At 56.9% G+C, this 15,777-nt stretch carries 9 protein-coding genes and 6 pseudogenes; 6 read left to right on the top strand and 9 right to left on the bottom strand.

Annotated features, from left to right (window positions below; genetic code table 11):
* Nucleotides 1-74: 74 nt before the first annotated feature.
* A pseudogene (locus Atro_RS00300) lies at nt 75-263 on the top strand (IS1595 family transposase); the annotation flags it as partial.
* A gap of 194 nt (nt 264-457) precedes the next feature.
* Here the strand turns inward: Atro_RS00300 and Atro_RS00295 are convergent.
* Nucleotides 458-1,761, bottom strand: a pseudogene (locus Atro_RS00295) (OprD family porin).
* A gap of 1,052 nt (nt 1,762-2,813) precedes the next feature.
* On the bottom strand, nt 2,814-3,491 hold the full coding sequence (locus tag Atro_RS00290) for an RraA family protein (protein WP_497925887.1): 678 nt from the start codon (nt 3,489-3,491) through the stop codon (nt 2,814-2,816).
* A gap of 237 nt (nt 3,492-3,728) precedes the next feature.
* Here Atro_RS00290 and Atro_RS00285 point away from each other — a divergent pair, with 237 nt between their 5' ends.
* Both Atro_RS00285 and Atro_RS00280 read left to right on the top strand, forming a co-directional pair.
* Nucleotides 3,729-4,706 (top strand): hydroxyacid dehydrogenase, encoded by a 978-nt coding sequence (locus Atro_RS00285; RefSeq protein ID WP_497925885.1) that lies wholly within the window; start codon nt 3,729-3,731, stop codon nt 4,704-4,706.
* An 84-nt stretch (nt 4,707-4,790) separates the two neighbouring features.
* The gene (locus tag Atro_RS00280; protein ID WP_497925883.1) at nt 4,791-6,122 is read left to right on the top strand and encodes an MFS transporter; all 1,332 of its coding nucleotides are present in this window, start codon (nt 4,791-4,793) and stop codon (nt 6,120-6,122) included.
* Nucleotides 6,123-6,523: 401 nt separating this feature from the next.
* Here the strand turns inward: Atro_RS00280 and Atro_RS00275 are convergent, their stop codons facing one another.
* Nucleotides 6,524-7,234 (bottom strand): IclR family transcriptional regulator, encoded by a 711-nt coding sequence (locus Atro_RS00275; RefSeq protein ID WP_497925881.1) that lies wholly within the window; start codon nt 7,232-7,234, stop codon nt 6,524-6,526.
* Nucleotides 7,235-7,324: 90 nt separating this feature from the next.
* On the opposite strand from Atro_RS00275, the pseudogene Atro_RS00270 reads away from it, so the two are divergent.
* Nucleotides 7,325-7,534, top strand: a pseudogene (locus Atro_RS00270) (IS5/IS1182 family transposase); the annotation flags it as partial.
* Between the two features lie 100 nt (nt 7,535-7,634).
* Here Atro_RS00270 and Atro_RS00265 read toward each other — a convergent pair.
* The 3 genes and pseudogenes from Atro_RS00265 to Atro_RS00255 form a co-directional block, all read right to left on the bottom strand.
* On the bottom strand, nt 7,635-8,381 hold the full coding sequence (locus Atro_RS00265) for a TerC family protein (protein ID WP_497925879.1): 747 nt from the start codon (nt 8,379-8,381) through the stop codon (nt 7,635-7,637).
* Nucleotides 8,382-8,687: 306 nt separating this feature from the next.
* Nucleotides 8,688-9,220, bottom strand: a pseudogene (locus Atro_RS00260) (transposase).
* A 144-nt stretch (nt 9,221-9,364) separates the two neighbouring features.
* Nucleotides 9,365-10,357, bottom strand: a complete 993-nt coding sequence (locus tag Atro_RS00255) for a hydroxyacid dehydrogenase (protein WP_497925877.1) — start codon at nt 10,355-10,357, stop codon at nt 9,365-9,367.
* 895 nt (nt 10,358-11,252) lie between these two features.
* Between Atro_RS00255 and Atro_RS00250 the strand changes: the two genes are divergently transcribed.
* Nucleotides 11,253-12,476, top strand: a complete 1,224-nt coding sequence (locus Atro_RS00250) for an MFS transporter (RefSeq protein ID WP_497925875.1) — start codon at nt 11,253-11,255, stop codon at nt 12,474-12,476.
* 50 nt (nt 12,477-12,526) lie between these two features.
* Nucleotides 12,527-12,694: pseudogene (locus Atro_RS00245) on the top strand (IS5/IS1182 family transposase); the annotation flags it as partial.
* Between the two features lie 210 nt (nt 12,695-12,904).
* On the opposite strand, the pseudogene Atro_RS00240 reads toward Atro_RS00245, so the two are convergent.
* From Atro_RS00240 to Atro_RS00230, 3 genes and pseudogenes are all read right to left on the bottom strand, one after another.
* Nucleotides 12,905-14,390 (bottom strand): annotated as a pseudogene (locus Atro_RS00240) (tripartite tricarboxylate transporter permease).
* A 20-nt stretch (nt 14,391-14,410) separates the two neighbouring features.
* On the bottom strand, nt 14,411-14,764 hold the full coding sequence (locus Atro_RS00235; protein WP_497925873.1) for a tripartite tricarboxylate transporter TctB family protein: 354 nt from the start codon (nt 14,762-14,764) through the stop codon (nt 14,411-14,413).
* Nucleotides 14,765-14,846: 82 nt separating this feature from the next.
* On the bottom strand, nt 14,847-15,650 hold the full coding sequence (locus Atro_RS00230) for a tripartite tricarboxylate transporter substrate binding protein (RefSeq protein ID WP_497925871.1): 804 nt from the start codon (nt 15,648-15,650) through the stop codon (nt 14,847-14,849).
* Nucleotides 15,651-15,777: the final 127 nt, after the last annotated feature.

Genomic DNA, 15,777 nt, shown 5'->3' with positions numbered 1-15,777 from the left:
AGAAGGCTATGTCTGGATTAGCTGTTTCAGAAAGCTAAGCTGGTCATGAGATCGCCAGCTTCGGGAGTGTGATCATAAAGGCGAGTCAGCTCACGACCTGGATAGCCCAGCTCGCCAGTCTCACCCCGGAGCAGCGCCAGCAGCTTGAGGCATGCCTTTCGGTGTCCGGCGACCCTCCACAGGGCATGATCGGCACGCCCAGTAGTTGCCCGCATTGCCAGTTCAGCGAGTTGCGGCCGTGGGGCTCCGGTGCTGGCCTGCCCATCCGCACCATCCGCACCATCCGCACAGCGCCTTGAACTACCGCTCGCCTTGGGAGTTCAGGCGCCTGGCGGGAACATCAACTTAATGGGGTGGCGGTGTCCGGTTTGATAGGGGCAAGTCCAGAAGCGATCAATTCAATACTCCCTCTATGTTGGTAGTTACTCGGATAAAAGCGGTATTCCTAAAAGGGAAATCAGAGCAGGGGAAGGCTGTAGGTTATGATTAGGCGATTCTCGTCCAGGTCACGACCGTCGTTGCCACGAATTGCAGCGTTGCGCCAGGACAGGCCGACGCCCTTGAACATGCCTTTCTGTACCGTGTAGTCGACGCGGAAGTCGCGTTCCCACTCCTTGTTGTCGCTGCCGGCGGCGTCGATGTCGTCGCCGCTGAAGTAGGTCAGCTTGGTCTTCAAGCCCGGCACGCCGATCGCGGCGAAGTCATAGGTATGCCCAACCACCCAGGTATTCTCGCCAGCGCTGGCGAACTTGCCGATCTGGGCGTTGGTGATCAGGTACAGGGTGCGCCCGGTCCCCAGATTGATGTGCGGGAAGTCGCTGTTGCCGGTGACCTTTTGGTAGCCGGCACTCAGCGCGTGGCCGGCCAGGCTGTAGGTGAACATCGCGCTCCACAGGTTGTTGTCGACCTCGCCGCTGCTGCCGTTGGCGCCGCTGCTCCGGTAGCCCTCGGCACGTCCGAAGGCGCTCTCGTTCTTGCCGTCGGAGTCGCTGGTGAAGTAGCGCAGGTCGGACTGCAGCGCGCCGACCGGCAGTTTCCAGTCGTGCACCAGGCCGAAGAAGTGCTGCTTGTAGAAGTCGCGCAGGTTGCCGTAGTAGTACTGCAGCAGCAGGTCCTTGGTGGGCTTGTAGTCGGCGCCGCCGAAGTAGAACTCGTTGCTGAACCGGGCATTGGGCCGCTGTTGGCGCCGCCGATGGACAGGCCGTGGCTGTCGCTGGAGTTGCGCTCGGTGGAGTGCTCGATCTTGCCCGCGGTCAGGGTCAGGTCCTTGATCTCGTTGGAGGTGATCTGCGCGCCGTGGAACAGCTGCGGCAGCAGGCGGCCGTCGTTGTAGGTCAGCACCGGCATCTTCGGCATCAGGGTGCCGAGGCGGGCTTCGGTTTTGGAGATGCGCAGCTTGCCAGTCACGCCGACCCGGCCGAAGTCGGTCTTGGCCTTGCCGTTGCTCTCCAGCGGGAACATGGTGCCCGGGGTGCGTTCGATGTCCGCCTTGCCGGCGCGGCCGCCGCCGTCCAGGCGGATGGCGTGCATCGCCAGCACGTCGAGACCGAAGCCGACCGGGCCTTCGGTGAAGCCGGATTTGAAGTCGAGGAAGAAGCCCTGGCCCCACTCCTCCGAGCGCGGCGCATCCTGGTTGCGGACGTCCTGGTTGATGTAGTAGTTCTTGAAGCTCAGCGTGGCCTTGCTGTCCTCAATAAACCCCGCAGCGTAAACCTGCTGAAACAATACCTGGCCTAACATACTTGCAGTTATGACCAGCATTGAGCCTGATTTATTCATTCTTTCATTTATCTCGCTATTGTTGTTATATGATCCACTTTACAAACATCAATATTTGAGGCGTACGACTGCCATGCCACTTTAGATGGCAGCACATGCCATAAGTACCTCTTGAACACATAATCAACTGCGGTACTATAACGGCAGCAGATTAAACTCTATCGTGTCGCCACCCCAATCCTTCTGAGGAATGTTTTTCGACAATCGTTAGCAGTGCAAAGCCGTACCGTTATTAATCCGGCAATACGAAAGTACAAATAATGCACATGCTTGAATTTGTATAATCTTTTGATTTTCATAGAAAAAACAAAGCTAGAAAGTACCCTATTGTATTGCCGGACTAATAGCAGCCAGCTCGATTGGTCAGCTTATCCATTCTAGATATCAGGAGCATCGCCAACAGGAGCGCTAGCACGGCTTCGCCGCACACAAACCTACTTCATAAGTAAACGAGCTACCGGACAGCCAACCAGGCTTTTTAGCATCACATGTCCATGCAGAAATGATGTTTTTGCTCATATTTATATAGGTAGTGCCACGTTGCGATCTGTGGTCGAACGAAAATCTGGCTCCGAAGATAATGAACTCACGCGGTGAGCGGTTCGAACATCAGGGCATACGTCACTCTTTCCCAAGCCACGAAGGCTTGAGTACACACCACCCGTTTCTGCTGCGCGTCTGTGTGGTGGTGTTCGAGGTTCACTCCCATTTCCCTATTCGTCGCCATATAACTCTTGGGCTTGTTTATGCCGGGCAATGCCCAAGCCAAACCCCATCGACCAGCGTTACACTGTCTCGCAGCCCGGCTCCATGCCGCACGCGGCCGGCAACTCCCGGCCATGCGCAGACTCAGGGAGAAACGGTAGTACATCACGCCGGCCAGGAAGCGGTAACCGACACTACACCGGCAGGCACGGTGGCTCGATTCATAGCCAGGATTGTCGCCGTATCTCAGTCAACCGCTAACAACGTGACAATACCCGTGTGATCCATTCCACGGCCGCGCACCTTTACCGGCGCGCGGCCTACGCGAGTTACTCGGGCAGCAAGCAACCCTTCCTCTTCAAAGAGTCCAGTACCCAGGAGCGGTCGTTCTGCCCCTGGGCGATCTGGTCGAGTTGCTTCTGTTCAGCAGCGTGCTTGGCCGCGGCCCGAGCATACACCTCGGCCACCTGATCGCAGGGCACACAGAGCAGACCGTCTTCGTCGCCGATCACTAGGTCGCCCGGCTCGATGACCATGCCGTCGATAGCAATCGGCACGTTGATTTCGCCCGGACCGTCCTTGTACGGGCCACGATGCGAGACCCCAGCGGCGAACAGCGGAAAATCGCCCGCGCCGATGGCGCCTACATCGCGGATGGCACCGTTGATCACAATCCCGGCTACGCCGCGCTTGACCGCGTAGGCCACCATCATCTCGCCGATCATGGCGTTGGTCAGGTCGCCGCCGGCATCGACCACGATCACATCGCCCGGCTCTGCAATGTCCAGGGCGTAGTGCAGCATGAGGTTGTCGCCGGGGCGAGCCCTGACGGTCAGCGCAGGGCCGACCAGCACGCCCTCGCGATGCATCGGACGCAAGCGCGCGCCCGCAGCGGTCATGCGGTTCATTGAGTCACTGACGTTGGCAACCGGCACTTCCCGATAGCGCGATACCCACTCAGCACTGACCTTGCACGCTCGGTTTAGGACCCTGAATCCAATGCTCATCTGACATTCCTCTGTTGGTGTTGTTTGATGTCGTCGACTGAAATGTCGAAGCCTTCTTTTAGAATGTCATTTTATTTTTATCGTTGCAACAGCCAAAAACACAGTTTTTAAGCCAATAAACCGGTATTTCAAATGATCTTTTGAAATGGCATTTCATTGTGGTAGGGTTCAAAAGGTCCTGCCGCCGTTTCCCGCGGTGCAAGCGAGACCTTCAAGACAAAAACAAAGGTGCATACCATGACCCGTACCATCCTGCTGACTGGCCCCGAGCTCACCGCAGATGCCATGAACCATGCTGCCGCCGAAGGCATCAGGGTGATCCCTACCACCCCCTACCTGCCCGCCCTGGAATTGGAGGCGATCATCCGCGCCGAGCAGCCCGATGCGATTATCGTGCGCCAAGGCAAGCTGACCCGCGAAATGATCGAAGCCTCGTCGAAGCTGTCGATCATCGCCAAGCACGGCGTGGGCTATGACAGTATTGACATCCAGGCCGCTGGCGCCCGCGGCGTTCCGGTAACCATCGCCCTGGGCGCCAATGCCCAGTCGGTGGCCGAGCACGCCTTCGCGCTGATGTTCAGCGTAGCGCGGCAGACCGCCCTGCTCGACGCACGCATGCGTGACGGCTACTGGGACAAGGCCACCGCCAATGGCATGGAGCTGTTCGGCAAGACCCTGGGTTTGGTCGGCCTAGGCTCGATCGGCAGCATCCTGATGGACCTGGTGGCACCGCTGCGGATGCGTGTGAAGGTCTATGACCCTTATCTCCAGCAACTGCCCAAGCGCGACTATGTCGAGCGCGAGGAGGATTTCGAGCGACTGCTGGCCGATAGCGACATCATCAGTCTGCATTGCCCGCTGACCGACTCCAACCGCAAGCTGTTCGGTGCTGAGCAGTTCGCGCGCATGCGCCCAGCTAGCATCCTGATCAACACCGCCCGCGGTGAACTGATCGATACCGAAGCGCTGATCCAGGCGCTGAGCGAACGGCAGATCGCCGGTGCCGGCCTCGATACCTTCAACCCAGAACCACCGCCGGCCGACAGCCCTCTGTTGGGACTGCCGACTCTGGTGGCCACACCCCACGTCGGCGCCAATACCATCGAGGCCCGCGACCGCGTCGGCCTGCTCGCGGTTCGGCAGATCCTCGACCTGTGGGCAGGCAAGTCCTTGGATCCACGCTGCGTGGTCAACCGCCACCTGCTCGACAACTGACCGCCTGCCACCGCGCCCTGCCCGCCCTGCGGCTGGGTCGCTGCGGCAACGCGACACTCCAGAAAAACAACAATGGAGGGCTCCATGAGTACAGCCACCCCCACCGTCAGCGAACTCGAGCGCGCAACCATGCGCCGGGTCGCCTGGCGCCTACTGCCCTTTCTGATCGTCTGCTACCTGATCGCGATCATTGACCGCGGCAACATCGGCATGGCCTCGCTGCAGATGAACCAAGACTTGGGCCTGTCGGCGAAGGTCTTCGGTTTCGCCAGTAGCCTGTTCTTCTTCTCCTATTTCCTGGTGGAGGTACCTAGCAACCTGGCCTTGCAGAAATTCGGCGCGCGGGTCTGGCTCGCCCGGATCATGATTACCTGGGGTCTGATCTCGGCCGGCACAGCATTCGTCCAAGGCGCGAACTCACTGTACGTGATGCGCTTCCTGCTCGGTGCCGCCGAGGCCGGGTTCTTCCCCGGCGTACTGCTGTACCTGACCTACTGGCTGCCGTCGGCCTACCGTGGACGCATGGTGGCCATCTTCATGGTCGCCATTCCCGGCGCCAACTTCCTCGGGTCCCCCCTGTCGGGCATGCTGCTGAGCCTGGACGGCTGGCTGGGCATGCGCGGCTGGCACTGGCTGTTCATTCTCGAAGGCATCCCGGCGGTACTTCTGGGCATTGCCTGTCTGTTCGTGCTGACCGACCGTCCCGAGCAAGCCAAGTGGCTGACCGCCGAGCAGCGCGACTGGTTGACTCAACACCTGGCCGAGGAAAGCGCAAAGAAAACCACCATCGGGCATATCTCGCTGTGGAAGCTCCTGCGCCACAAGGACATCTGGCTCATGGCGCTGATCTACTCCGGTGCATCCGCTGCGGGCTCCACCATGAGCGTCTGGGGCCCTCAGTTGCTCAAGACCTTCGGCCTCGACGCAATACAGATTGGCCTAGTCAACGCCATTCCCTATGGCCTGGCGTCGATACTGATGATCGTCTGGGGCCGCAGCTCCGACCGCAGCGGCGAACGGCGCTGGCACACCGCGGCGACCCTGCTACTGATTGCCACCGGCCTGCTGATGGCTCTCGTGACCTCGTCGCTGCCAGCTACGGTGGTGATGCTGAGCATGGTGCTGATCGGTGCCTACTCGATGAAGGGACCGTTCTGGGCTCTGGTCTCGACTTGGCTGTCGTCCTCCACCGTTGCGGCGGGTCTGGCAGCGATCGGCGCGATGGCCAACCTGATCGGCGGCGGGCTGATGGTCAACGTCTACGGCGCGATCCATGACGCAACCGGCAGCCATGCCCTTGCACTGATGCCGCTGGCGGTACTGTGCGCGGCCGGCGGCATCATGGTCCTGGTGTTTGGTCGCAAGCTCCAGCACGAGCAGGCCGAGTACGCTAAGCCGATTAGCACTACTAACTAAGTGCAGCTCCAAGCGACACGATACCCGCCTTCTGCTTAGAAGGCGGGTATCGCTACAACGGAACAATAACGAGGAAGCATCTATGCTGCTTTCTCGCTGGCTACGCCCTCCAAGCAAACAGCGCCCAAAGTGCGTTTATCTCGCCGAGCCCCTCCGCCAACGCGCCCTTCAGCCAGGGTGAAGAGTTGGCCCCGCTGAACAACTCCGGCGATCGCAGCATCCGCTTTAACCTCAGCCTCGGCGGTTGCGCCACTGGCCGACCCGGAGCCGGGCCGTGCGGGCCGATGCGCTGGGCTGGCATATCCACAGGTCGCTCAGGACAACCCGCTGGTAGAGCGGGAAGCAGGATCGCACTCTGATCCTGCGGGATGATGCTGTGACACTTTACAACTTCTGAACTCTCAGCGAGCAGTCTTGCCGTCCGCTACCTTGCCGCCTAGGCTACGCATCAGATCTTGAGCCGCTTCGCAGAACATCTCCTTCAATGACTCGGCACGCTCCTCGGTCAGCCGACTGGCCGGTCCGGAGATCACCAGTGCACCGATTAGCTCTTTCTGCGGGCCGTAGATCGGCAGTGCCATCGAGGCCGCGTGGGGGTCGGTAGCACCGCAGGAATAGAACGGCTTGTCAAGACAGATACCTTTGTCGAAGGGCGTGCGCAGAGCCTGGGCACCGGCCGCTTCGTCCATCGGGCGCATGTCGCCGGGTTGCAGGTGCAGGCGCAGGCGATGGGGCGAATTGACTCGGTACTGGCACAGGCGATAGGCGCCATGGCGCACATAGAAGGAGGCAGTCTCGCCAGTCTCTTCGGTTAGATGGTGCAGTCGCGGCATGACGTGCCGCTCCAGGTCCAGGGCGTCTTGGTACACCGCGTTGAGGCGCATCACCTCGCTGGCCAGCTGGTAGCGACCGTCGGACATGCGGTTGATTAGCCCGTGGTTTTCCAGCGACACCATTAGGCGCATGATGGTGCTCTTGATCAGGCCGGTGCGCTCGGCTAGTTCCACCAAGCTCAGGGCCGTGTCGCCCATGCGGAACGCTGTCAGGACCATCAGGACCCGGTCGGCCGAAGCCACTCCATTTACCGCCGGACGCGGCCGTGTTTTCACCATCTGTAACACCTCAAATCGAATGCCTCGTCAATGTCTTATTCTCTGAGATCGGAAGCAGACATTATCCGACAGGAAAAACTTGACCGCTATAATTCGTGCCTGGCCATTTGGAGCGAGTCGCGCAAAGGCGGCAGCCTGCTGGAGCAGGCGCTCAAAAATCAGGTTGGCGCGGCCCGCGAGAAACTGGGGCGCAACGCCTGCAGCATGCTCTTGATTGTGGACGCGCAGAGCGCGAAGAACCCGGACACTGCGGCATTGAAGGGGTATGACGCAGGCAAGAAGATCTCGGGCATCAAGCGCTGCCGTCTGGCTCAGCCTGGATATGCGTTTTTAGAGGTGCCCATAAGACCCTAACGAAAACGGGGCCGCACGGACCCCGTTGTCGTACAGCGCTTGCGGCTTACTGGCCGGGGATGTCCTTGCGCAGTTGCACCGGCTCGGCGCGCGGGCGGCGCATGCGGATGTTCAGCGCCTCCACCGCCAGCGAGAAGGCCATGGCGAAGTAGACGTAGCCCTTGGGCACGTGCACCCCAAGGCTCTCGGCGATCAGCACGGTGCCGACCACGATGAGGAACGACAGGGCCAGCAGTTTGAGGCTCGGGTGCTTGTCGATGAACTCGCTGATGGTGCCGGAGGCGGCCATCATCACCAGCACGGCGACGACGATCGCGGCGATCATCACCGGCACGTGGGAAACCATGCCGACCGCGGTGATCACCGAGTCCAGGGAGAACACGATGTCGATGATGGCGATCTGGACGATGGTGCCGATGAACTGACCGTTGCCCTTGGGCGCCTCGTTGGTCTCGTCCTCGCCTTCCAGGCCGTGGTAGATCTCGGTGCTGCTCTTCCACAGCAGGAACAGGCCGCCGAAGAAGAGGATCAGGTCGCGCCCGGAAATGCCCTGGCCGAAGACGTGGAAGAGATCCACGGTCAGGCCCATCACCCAGGAGATCGACAGCAGCAGGAGAATCCGCGTGACCATCGCCAGCGCCAGGCCGAACAGGCGGGTGCGCGGCTGTATCTCCTTCGGCATGCGGCCGACGAGGATGGAGATCATGATGATGTTGTCGATGCCGAGCACGATCTCCAGCGCGGTCAGGGTAAAGAAGGCAACCCAGATCTCCGGGTTGGTCAGCCAGTCCATAAGGGGTCCTCTAAATTCGTCGGTTGTGCGGTCGGCGGCAGATGGGCCGCTAGCCGCGGGAGTCTGTAAGCGACTGCGTGAAGTTTTCGCCAATTGCTGGCCAGCGGAAAGGCGTCCATGGCTCGCGCGACGAGCATGCCTGCTCGTCGGTGTACTTGCTCTTCACAACATACATTCAGGCTTTAGCGCTTGCATCATGCCGAAATTTTTCAAGTTCCGAGTAAGTATCTCCCGACAAATCCGGGGGCTTTATTCTGTTAGTCTCTCAAAGGAATAAGTAGTTGGGCCGCCTAAAGGCAGCTATCGCTACAGGCCAAATTTGAGCCGATCATAGTGCTCATCTTCATTTTCCTGGCTCCAGATGTATGCACGCACCACCTCCTCGTCCAGCCCCACGCTTGAAACGAAATACCCCCGACTCCAGAACTTCTCAGCCGTGAAGCTCCTCGCCCTTCCCATAAAACGCCGCGCTATCAAAACCACACTCTTGCCCTTGATGTAGCCCACCACATAGACACCGGGTGCCTGGCTGAAATGCTGATGCACATATTAGTCCGGCAATACAATAGAGCACTTTATGTATTTTGATTTATCCTTGAAAATCAAGTACCTATGCCGCTACTAGTATGAACATTATTTGTGCTTTCGTATTGCCGGATTAATATGAACATGGTCAGGTATTCCACTATCCGGCCCCTCTGCCTCGACAACTCATGCAACAGCTCGCCAAGGTGTTTGCGAATTACTACGAAGATCGCCTGTTTGTATCTCTTCAAGATAAAAATAACGTAGTACTTACAGTCACACTTCGTGTGCGTGAGACTCTGATAGTCTCCTATCGGGCGAGCACCGTCTGTCTCTTGGTCGAGACAGAGGGCTCCTGATGACCGTATCGCACAGTCAAATCTCAAGTATTCCCCCCAGCTTCGCCGGGGGAATACCTTATCTATTTAACCGGACTCCTGGATTAGACTTACTCGGCTTCAGTTGCCTGGCAACTGGCGACTGATAATGCAGCGCGGGTCGAGCACTTTTCCATGCCACACATCCACGATCTGCTGGACTGCCAGAAGGCCTGCGCGGTCACGCGCCTCGGTGGTGCAGGCCCCGACATGAGGGGTTGCTACCAAGTTGGCAAGGCTCCACAACGAACTATCCGAATGCGGAGGTTCCGGATCGAAGGTGTCGAGACCAGCACCGGCAATTTGGCTCTCGGTCAGGGCAAGTACTAGAGCCTTGGTGTCGATTAGCTCGCCTCGGGCCGTATTGATCAGAATGCTGCCCGGTCGCATGCGTTTGAATTGGGCAGCGCCGAACAGGTTGCGGTTGGCATCAGTCAGAGGGCAGTGCAAGCTTATAACATCGCAGTCTTCGAGCAGCCGATCAAAGTCCGCCTCACGCTCAACATTTGCACGTGGCGGAAGGTCCTTCAAATATGGATCGTAGACTTTGACCCGCATCCCGAGCGGTGCTACCAGATCCATCAGAATGCTTCCGATCGATCCCAGGCCGACCAAGCCCAGGGTCTTGCCGAACAGCTCCATGCCCATGCCATTGGCGGTGGCCTTGTCCCAGCGGCCGTCACGCATGCGCGCGTCGAGCAAAGCAGTCTGCCGCGCCACGCTGAACATCAGCGCGAAAGCATGCTCGGCCACCGACTGGGCATTGGCACCGACCGTAGTGGCGACAGGCACGCCGCGCTCGGCCGCTGCCTGGATGTCGACTAGGTTGTATCCCACCCCATACTTGGCGGCAATAGCGATGACAGCCAGGTTCCTTGAAGCCTCAATCATTTCCCGGGTCAGCTTGCTCTGACGGACAACGATTGCGTCGGGCTGCTCCTCACGGAGGATCGCCACCAGCTCTTCAGCCGGCGCGTAGGGGATTGTCGGAATGACCCTCGCACCATGGGAAGCAGCGTAGGCCATGGCTTCACACGCCAACTCCCGGCCTGTCAGCAAGATCTTGCGGGTCATCGTGCATACCTTGTTTTTATAGCGGGTGGCCATAGCCCGAAAGACGTCTAGCAATGGATACGCGCACAAACGAAATATCGTTTCAATATACAGAAAAAATCAGCGGATTCCATCCTGTACGTGCGAATAAATGCAATAGCGCCTGTATTGACACGCAAAAAACAAAATGGCATTCTAATTAATAGAATTGCATTAATGCCTGCGCATAATTTCAGGAGAAGAAATGCCAGATGACCTTAAGCATCCTGAAGGTGGCGCCAAATCCAGCAGTGAAGATGAATGGGGTATTCGTTACGCAACGTACCGGCCGCTGAAAGCAGTGATTAAATGCACGAGGAAGACGTTCTAGCCGACCCCACGCTGACCGTAAAACCCGTCCGGGTGACAATAATGCTGCTACGCGACGCCTTGGATATTGCATAGCTGAGAGATCTCATAGCTGTAGACGCCGTAGTAACCTGAGCCCTTGATTGATGAAACGATGATGGCTTACGCCATCAAGCTATGGGTGACCAGCCTCACCATCAATGGAGCATTCGGAATGCTGCCAGCATAGGCATTGGTGATTTTCCTCTGTTCGCCGCTTGGGCTTTGCACCATGCGACCTATAAGGATGTCGCCGGGACGACATCAATGTGTCCATTGTCATAGATAGACGACATGGTGATTGGGCCTGACGACGTGGTCATTCATGTTGCCGAAGTCTAGACAAGGCATCCACCAAGCGCGCTGCCAAGCAGAAGCAGCCGGATCAGATCGCCAAAGAGCAGAATGACCGTTTTGGGGCATTGGAAGCCTTGAAGAAAAAACAGCTTCGTGCATCTTCTCGCATGAGGTGTCTGTATTGACGTGCGACGGCGGGCGGCTCGGCAGAGTAAACTAGGAGAACGCCCCATTGACAGCCAGACTCCCCTCTCGCAATTCGTGTTGGCCAGCCCCACTACGGGCTTTAGCGCACCGTGATTTTCAAATCTATTTTGCCGGCCAAGGTGTCTCCACGCTAGGAAAGTGGGTTCAGCAGGTTGCGTTATCCTGGCTGGCGTATAATCAGACCGCTTCTGCCCTGCTTCTGGGCGTCATCACCTTCCTGACACTTGTGCCGCAACTACTGGTTGGGCCGCTCGCGGGCGCCTGGATCGACCAGCACGACAAACGCAGGCTGCTCATCATCATCCAAGCCATCATGACTCTGCAGTCGCTATGCCTGGCGACAATGGCGTGGCTGGACTGGGTCGACAGTGCTTTGATCGTTGCGATGGCCCTGCTCCTGGGCCTGCTCAATGCAATCGAAACCCCCTTGCGCCAAGCCTTAATCGGCAGTTTCGTTGCCGCCCCCGACTTGCCCAACGCATTGGCGCTCAATGCGATGCTGTTCAATGCAGCGCGATTTATTGGACCACCTTTGGCCGGGGCGCTAATCGCTATAAGCAGTGAAGCAGTATGCTTTCTGCTGACCTCAATCGCTTTTACCGTCCTGCTGCTTGGCCTTCTCAGGACGCAAGGCGCGCCAGTCACCAAGGCTACCGGCTCGACTCGGGAAATATTTCGCGAAGGCCTGCTTTATCTCTGGCAAACGCTCGACATACGGCGATTAATCATCGGTGTGGTCGTCGTAAATCTGCTGGCATCCAATTATGCGGTGCTGCTGCCAGTCCTCGCCAAGACGCTATATGTAGGCAATGCGCAAACCTTGGGCTGGTTATGGGGCGCGGCAGGTGCTGGGGCATTCATCGCTACCCTAGTAGTGGCGTTAGGCGGCACATTGTCCAGATTGCAGACCATCATCACGAGTGCCTCCACCTGCTGTGCACTGGCATTGCTCGGGCTGGCGATGAACGCCCCCTTGGCAGTAGCCTTGCCAATATTGGTAGTGCTGGGTTTTGGTATTTCCGCCAGCAATGTCAGCACCAATATATTATTACAGAGCCAGGCTCCTGCAGCCCTGCGCGGGCGCGTCGTTGCCTTTTACATCGCCATGCGCTTCGGTTTCGAAGCGATCGGAGGACTGCTCGCCGGGCTGGCAGCGAGCGTAATAGGGGCGCCAGCGACAATGGGGACTACGGGCGCCTTGTTGGCGACCTACCTGCTCGTCGACCGCTTCACCAACACGAAGCGGTGAACCCCAAATTATGGCTATGTCCGAGTTCGCTGTTGCAAAAGGCTAAACTAGCCAGGGTCGATCACCCGCTCCGAGTGATCAAGCGGCAGTTCGGCTACACCAAGGTGGACTTCCGCGGTCTGGCAAAGAATACGGCGCAACTGGTCACGCTGTTCGCCCTGTCGAACCTCTGGATAGCCAGGAAACAGTTGATGGGTATGGGTGAAGTTCGCCCATAAAACGCAGAAACCAAGGTTTACCCCTGGTTTCTGATGGCATTAGTCGACTATAGCTCGACTGACAATTGGCTGCTGCAGCCGACTTGTGGAACTGCCCCAAGCTTGAAATTGCGAAGCGCTGAGTGGATCACTTGTAATCCGCTCTATACCACGCCTCGCAAGGTCTTTCGGTAACGTTACTCAACCATCCTTGCGGATGCCGAGTAGAATCTATTGCTCACCCTCTTGAAAAGTCTCATCCCGTTTTTTGCGGAATACAGGAGCTATCATTAGAAGCAACAGCGCAAGCGAAGCAGCGAACAACCCCGCGCTGATAGGACGATCAATAAATACTGCAGCATCCCCTTGAGATATTAACATTGCCCGCCGAAGGTTTGTTTCAAGCATAGGGCCCAAGACGAAACCGAGCAAAAGCGGACCCGGTTCACACTTCGCCTTTCTAAACAAGTACCCGAGCAGACCAAAGATAATAACCAATGCAACGTCAAACCCGCGATTGTTAACACTATATACACCGACGCAGCAGAAAAGAAGAATTGCCGGAAAGAGCAACCTATATGGGACCTTTAGGAGCTTTACCCACATGCGTATAAGGGGAAGATTTATAACAAGCAACATGACATTACCCAGCCACATGCTCGCAATAAGCCCCCAAAATAGCTCTGGCTGGTTTGTTATAACTGACGGACCCGGCGTTACCCCATGAATCATCATTGCGCCGAGCATCATGGCCATGATGGAGTTGGAGGGTATACCTAACGTCAGTAACGGAATGAAGGATGATTGGGCACCTGCATTGTTGGCTGCTTCAGGTGCCGCAACCCCTCCACCAATCCACTTCCGAATTGCTTCGGGTCTTTGAGCACTTTTTCTCCAAAGAGTAAGCGCTGAATGCGCTTAGGGTTGCGCCTCCGCCGGGAAGTACACCTAACACTGTACCCAATACGGTGCCTCTAATCGTAGCCGGCAAGGCCTTGCCAAAATCCTGCCTGGATGGCCAAAGATTAGAAACCCTCTCCACTAGACTGCCTCTTGCCTCAGGAGACTCCAGGTTTATTGCAATTTCGGCAATACCGAATAAACCAACGGCGATCACAACAAAGTCTATTCCGTCATACAAATCTGTAGAGCCGAAAGTAAGCCTCGTTGCGCCGCTGCTGACATCCATGCCCACCATACCGAGCAGCAATCCCAAGCAGACCATGCCGATCGCCTTCAGCACCGAGCCACTTGCCAAGATGATTGCCGCTATCAATCCGAAGATGGTAAGTGCCACATATTCTGCAGGGCCAAACGATAAAGCGAACCCCGAAAGCAACGGGCCAGCAACGGCAATAGCGGCGGTCGCGACAGTACCGGCGAAGAACGAAGCGAGCGCAGCAACCGCAAGAGCGGCCCCCGCACGTCCCTTTTTCGCCATCGCATGGCCGTCCAATGCCGTCACCACAGCCGATGCCTCACCAGGTAAATTTACCAAAATGGCTGTTGTAGACCCCCCGTACTGCGCACCATAAAAAATTCCAGCAAGCATAATTAGCGCAGCTACTGGCGGCAGAAAGAACGTGATCGGAAGCAGGATGGCGACCGTCGCAGTCGGACCAATGCCAGGCAAAACGCCTATCAGCGTACCTAATAGGGCCCCTATGAAGCAGAAAGCTAGGTTCGTAGGCGTCAGCGCTGTGCTAAAACCAAGCATCAACGAATCGAATATTTCCATTAGAATAGCCCTAACTGCATTTGCACATCCAGACCCTTTATAAACACCAGAACTCCGAAGGCGGTAAGAACCAAACTCGAAATAAGTGCTTCTTTAAGTCGCCAATCTCGGTCTGCCATACTTCCAAAAAAAACCAGTCCAGCCGAAGTTATTACGAATCCTAAAAACTCAGCACCAAACGCAAAGCCACCCACTACCAGGAGCAGTGTCAGCAGTGGCCTGAGGCGTATAGGGCTAATAGCTTCGGGATTTCTTGAAATCGCAGCAATACCGACGACCAAACCGATTGCAATCACGGCTATTGAAATAGCTATAGGCATGAAGCCCGGCCCCATCATTGCAAGGCTACCCACGGCAAGGTTGTGCTAGCCACTAACGTGGCGACACCGATAGCAACGAAGATAAAACTGCAAAGCAAGTCCGGGTTATTATTTTTTATTGTACCCATGGCGAGACCCTCCAAAGCTCCTGGTAAGTCTTGAGTTGAGCTGGCATTTGCGCCTCCCACTCTTCTCCGGAGAGATAGGCGACCGGCAGTGCAAGCTCTTTAGCCTTTGCCACAAACTCAGGGTTCTCTAAAACCTTCCTAATTGCCTCGGATAGCTTCTGATGAATCTCGCTGGCGAGTCCAGCCGGAGCAGCCATGCCACGCTCTGAGCTCATGCGTAGATTAATATTTTGCTCCTTGGCTGTCGGTACCGACTGTAGCTGGCTAAAGCGTTCGTCGGAGTACTGTACAAGCCCTCGGAATCCATCGTCTTTGCTATATTCACTGACATTCATCCCGCCAGCACTAATATGGCCTCCTAGCAAGGCGGTTCTTGTCTCGCCCGTTCCATTAAAAGGAACATGAGTGAACACCGCACCAGTAATTCTTTGCAACTCTATCAATGCAAGGTGGTCATCTGTGCCTATGCCTGAAGTACCAATCGATATGGTCCCAGGCTTCTGCTTCGCCGCCTCGACTAATTCGACTAGCGACTTGTAAGGCGAGCTATCCTTCACAACCAAAATACTTGGATCATCCACAATACGAGCAAGAGGTTTTATCTTGGTCGGATCGTAACTGACCTTGCGCTGTGCCCTAGTGCTTAAAAAGCCAGGCGTGTTGATGAAGGCTAGCGTGTACCCGTCCGGCTTTGCCTTGGCGAGAATGGAATAAGTGATTTCACCGGCAGCACCTGGCCTATTGATGATGGCGATATCAGCGCCTAGCTCCTTCTCGAGATAAGGCTCCATGGCCCTAGCCATTACATCAGTGCTACCGCCCGGTGCGTAGGCAACAACGATCTCGATCGGTCGGTCTTCCGGCCAATCAGCATGCGCGGAGAAAGCCAAAACACTGGATAGCCCAACAATGAGCTGC

It is taken from the genome of Azotobacter tropicalis, assembly GCF_059739045.1.
Note: the sequence above shows the minus strand (reverse complement) of the source record. Positions and strands in the feature narration are given on the sequence as shown.

Coding starts and splice junctions, on each gene's coding strand:
- Atro_RS00285 (WP_497925885.1), top strand. CDS start 3,729: ATGACCCGTACCATCCTGCTGACTGGCCCCGAGCTCACCGCAGATGCC.
- Atro_RS00230 (WP_497925871.1), bottom strand. CDS start 15,650: ATGGAGCCTTATCTCGAGAAGGAGCTAGGCGCTGATATCGCCATCATC.
- Atro_RS00255 (WP_497925877.1), bottom strand. CDS start 10,357: ATGACCCGCAAGATCTTGCTGACAGGCCGGGAGTTGGCGTGTGAAGCC.
- Atro_RS00265 (WP_497925879.1), bottom strand. CDS start 8,381: ATGGACTGGCTGACCAACCCGGAGATCTGGGTTGCCTTCTTTACCCTG.
- Atro_RS00280 (WP_497925883.1), top strand. CDS start 4,791: ATGAGTACAGCCACCCCCACCGTCAGCGAACTCGAGCGCGCAACCATG.
- Atro_RS00275 (WP_497925881.1), bottom strand. CDS start 7,234: ATGGTGAAAACACGGCCGCGTCCGGCGGTAAATGGAGTGGCTTCGGCC.
- Atro_RS00290 (WP_497925887.1), bottom strand. CDS start 3,491: ATGAGCATTGGATTCAGGGTCCTAAACCGAGCGTGCAAGGTCAGTGCT.